Below are 4,414 nucleotides of genomic sequence, written 5' to 3' on the forward strand. Positions count from 1 at the left end.
GGATGAACGGAGATCGAGTTCAAAATGTCGAAATTATTTCGGGACAATTCCTTACGCCCTTGATACTTCGACAAACTCAGCACTCAGGACGAACGGAGTTTGGAAGCTCCAAAATGTGGAAATTAATCAAGGACTATTCCTGAGTGAGTTCATCTTGAGACTTATGGGTAACAACCCGTTTGGAATTTCACTGATGAAAAAAAACCGATGGATATTATGTAGCAGAATGATCAGTCGATAGCACCATCAGAAGACCACATCATACGGGTTGTCACTATGGATAGCTGTTCAGAGAAACGCAAGCAGACGGGTTCTTTTTTAGTGATCGTTATGGTTGTCATGCTTGTTATGACTTTCGCTGGCCTTATGGTGATGGAAACAGCGCTGTTGGAAGAGGTAACCGTCGGTAATGAACAGCGAACCGTTGAGGTATATCAGGTTGCCTTGAGTGAGTTGGAAAGCCAGTTATCCTACCTGGAGGCCAATCCCATACACTTCCATAATGCCCTCTCCGGGAAACATGAACCTCTGTCAACCATTGTTAATCCAGGTGGGTGTAACAATGGAGGTGGAATATGTCAGAGGGTTACGCTCAGGTATATTTCTAATACGCTTCCTCCCCCCGGATTTGACATTGCCAAATTCATCGGCCGTGTTTATGAGTTAGACAGCATAGCAACACTGAATGGCAGCGGCGCCAGCTCAAGCCAGACGTTGGGGATTGTCTTTGTTGATTCATTACCGGGGAGCTAGGAAATGTATAAACATTTAGTGGGTGTTTGTTTTATTCTCTTTATCCAGGCCACTAACGTTGTTGCTACTGAGATTAATGAACAGGGCAAAGAGTTTATAAAGATTGAAATTGATTACCACAATGAGACAACCGGGCTTATTTGGGCATACCGGTGTTTGTCCTGTACTCCAGAACGGTTTCTTTTTGATAGCCAGACTATTGTGCAAGAGAACAATGAAAAATTTGGAGTTTCAAGGTTAAAGGCCATCAATGAAAAAGCGGCCACTGTTATATGGGTGCCGAATACATCAAAGGTTCTCAGGGTTTTACCGATGGAGCTGGATTAACTTAAGGAATGAGCTTCATGTATCTAAGACAGTTGCCAGTGTTAGCGAGCGTTTTATTTCTCAACATAGCGAATGCTGATGATACGGATCTATATGTAAAAAAAATTTCAGGTGCAGCTCTACCCAATGTGCTTCTTATTATGGATACGTCCGGAAGTATGGGGATATCGGCTGGCTCTAAAAGCCGAATGGAAGTGGCTAAGGATGCAGCAAGAGATTTTGTCCAGACAGCAGAGAACATTAACATCAGCTTGATGAGTTTTAATTATGACGCTGGCGGGAAGGTGGATTTTGCATCAGAGAATATTGAAACAGGCCGACAAGGGGCCATCAATGTCATTAATGGTTACAGCGCAGGTGGTTTGACACCGTTAAGTGAAACTTTTTATGAGGCGTATTTATATTTCACTGGTCAGCGCCCACATTTTGGAGACAGTAGCTATTCGGCATCAATGAATGGTTCTGACTACCTCTCACCTGTAATTGATCAATGCCAAAAGAGCAGTATAGTGCTTTTTACCGATGGTGAGCCTTTTTATGATAGTGATGCTAATACGCAGATTACCAATTTATTAAGGCCTTTGCGCTCGTCGATGCCTCATGGTTTAAATTATAATTGCATTGGTGATGGTGTTTGCCTTGATGAGTTAGCCTGGTGGATGTTCGCTAATGATGTGAATTGGCGCTTCCCTGGCAAACAGAATGTAAATACATTTACTATTGCAGGATTTGGTGGAGCCCCTCCCGGATTGCTGACGAGTGCTGCTCATCACGGTGGGGGGCGATATTATGAAGCGAATAATTCCAGCGAGTTATCTCAGGCATTAAATGATATCCTGCTCCAGGTAAATGCAGAAAGCTCCTCGTTTTCTGCGCCTGCAACATCGGTTAGTGCATTTAACTCTCTTGAAACCGCTGAAGATATTTATTATATCGTATTTAAGCCGGGAGCTGGCCCTGCCTGGAAAGGGAATTTAAAACGCTACCGTTTGGGTGATGACAATAATATTTATGATGCCAATGGTAATTTAGCGATTGATCCTGCCACGGGTTTTTTTTCAGAGCAGGCAAAAAGCTTCTGGAGCAGTATTGCTGATGGAAACGATGTGGAACAGGGAGGAATGGCTGAACAACTGAGTCATTCTCGCCCGGTTTTTACCAATATTTCAGGGGATGTAAGTGTTCCATTGAGTTCAATGTTAAACCGCGTAGAAGAGGGTAATGTTTTTATTGACTCTGAAATCCTTGGAACCACGAGTTCCTCTGAGAGACATTCTGTTTTGAGATGGGCCAGGGGATTAGATGTTGATGACGAGAACGGTGATGGGTTCGACTTTAACAATAGGAAAAGTATTGGTGAACCTCTTCATACACAGCCGTATATTCTTACTTATTACAAGAATAGCGCTGGTCAAGCCGATAAAAGTGTCTTCTTTACCACCAATGATGGTTTTGTGCACAGTGTAAATGCCGACAATGGGAGAACGGAATTCTCTTTTATCCCGAAGGACTTACTGGCTAACCTGAGAATATATCGGGATAAAAAGGTTCGACCGCCGGTGCCAGCATCCGGACCTACCTCCGATGGCCAGTGTGTCTGGAATTACCAGATTCCGGGAGCCTGTGTGCCAGCGCGCTGGTGTAGATATGACTACGAGTTTGGTGATATATATTTAAGCCAAAGTTGCCGGGTATTCAGACCTCCTCAATCAGATGATGATTGCAATTGGGATGGTTGGGCGGCTAAATGCGCAAACCTCGATTACTGTGAATATAGATTTAAGTGGGGCGACGGTAATCTTAGTGAAAGTTGTCGCTTACGATCTGATAGGCCATCACCGCCACCGGAGCCTAAGTCAGATAATAGCAAAGTTTACGGCATGGACGGTCCAATGAGTGCCTGGATTGCTGACCACAATGGCGATGGTGATTTACTGACTGGCTTTAAAGGTTCTGTTGATTCGGGTGAACATGCCTTTCTTTATCTGACCATGCGCAGGGGCGGGAGTAATATTTATTCCCTGGATGTTACGGATCGCAATAACCCGGTATTGAAGTGGGTGATTCGGGGGGATTTGAATTTTGATCGTAAGGCTGATTCTTTAAATGACAATCCTGATTTTTCAGAATTGGGGCAGACCTGGTCAAAGGTCAAGGTAACCCGGGTCAAGTGGCAGGGGCGTGAGCGGCAGGTGCTGCTGTTTGGTGGGGGGTATGATGAAGATGCTGATTTTCAATCGTTAATTGAAGACAGTGATATTGGCCGGGCAATATACATGGTGGATGCCGAAACCGGTGAGTTGCTCTGGTCCGCAGGCCGCGAAAATGGCACCCTGATTGTTCCTGATATGAAATATAGTATACCGGCAGAGCTGACACTGGTTGATATTAATCAGGATGGTCTGACGGATTACCTGTATGCCGTGGATATTGGTGGTCAGCTGTTGCGGATGGATATCAACGCTAATAATACGTACGCCGGTAATTTTGCCACTGTAGGCGTTATAGCCAGGCTGTCGGAATATAACTCTTATAGTGATACCAGGCGTTTTTTTGAGGCTCCAGCTGTCAGTCTGTCTAAAAATCGTGATTATCTTCATATTGCTGTAGGCAGTGGTACGCGGCCTACTCCAATGGAGAACATGGTACACGACCGTATGTACGTAATACGGGATCGAAATATTTTTCACAAGCCATCCAGCTACCGGTATGCTGGGGGTAATATCATTACTGAGTCTTCGCTTTATGACGCAACAGCAAATATCATTCAGCATGGAAACGAGTTTCAGAAAAAAAGCGAGCTGGCAAGATTGGCGGGAAGCCATGGCTGGTATCTGAGGCTGCAGGATTCTGGCGAAAAGGTACTGAGTAAAGCCACCATGCTGAATGGTGTTCTGATGTTTAATTCGTTTGTTCCTCAGTTTTCATCAAACAGTTGTGCTCCGGGTGTCGGCGTAAATTATTTTTATGCGCTTGATCTTGAAGATGGTCGGGCTGTTTTACATACTCAAAATTCTGGCAATCAGGTAAAGAGAAGAATGCTACTGAAAAGTAAATCATTAGCGCCAACGCCTTCAGTCATCAGCCGGGGGGGCGAAATGAAGGTATGCGTCGGTAGTCAATGCCTTGATGGCAATAACCTGCCTATACAGGAGATTGGCAACCGGGTGAAGAGATCATTCTGGCGGGAGAATCGTTGAGAGTTAAGGCATTCGTAATCTGACGTTGAATGGTCGTGGCGGGTAAATTATTCCGGATTACTGACAATGATCTTTGCACGTAACTATTCAGCACCCATCAAAAGCTGACTGTTATAATTCTGAACAGCTCTAAT

At 44.6% G+C, this 4,414-nt stretch carries 3 protein-coding genes; all 3 read left to right on the forward strand.

Annotation, left to right across the window (positions count from 1 at the left end; translation table 11 throughout):
• The first annotated feature begins 276 nt into the window (after positions 1-276).
• The 3 genes from KDK15_RS11215 to KDK15_RS11225 all read left to right on the forward strand — a co-directional run bounded on the left by KDK15_RS11215 (position 277) and on the right by KDK15_RS11225 (position 4,280).
• Complete coding sequence (locus KDK15_RS11215; protein WP_257295443.1) at positions 277-753, forward strand: hypothetical protein; 477 nt, start codon at positions 277-279, stop codon at positions 751-753.
• A 3-nt stretch (positions 754-756) separates the two neighbouring features.
• Positions 757-1,080, forward strand: a complete 324-nt coding sequence (locus KDK15_RS11220) for a hypothetical protein (protein ID WP_257295444.1) — start codon at positions 757-759, stop codon at positions 1,078-1,080.
• 140 nt (positions 1,081-1,220) lie between these two features.
• A complete protein-coding gene (locus KDK15_RS11225) occupies positions 1,221-4,280 on the forward strand; it encodes a pilus assembly protein (protein ID WP_257295445.1) in 3,060 nt (1,019 codons plus the stop codon).
• Positions 4,281-4,414 lie beyond the last annotated feature (134 nt).

Source organism: Endozoicomonas sp. YOMI1, from assembly GCF_024606345.1.
Lineage (GTDB): Bacteria > Pseudomonadota > Gammaproteobacteria > Pseudomonadales > Endozoicomonadaceae > Endozoicomonas.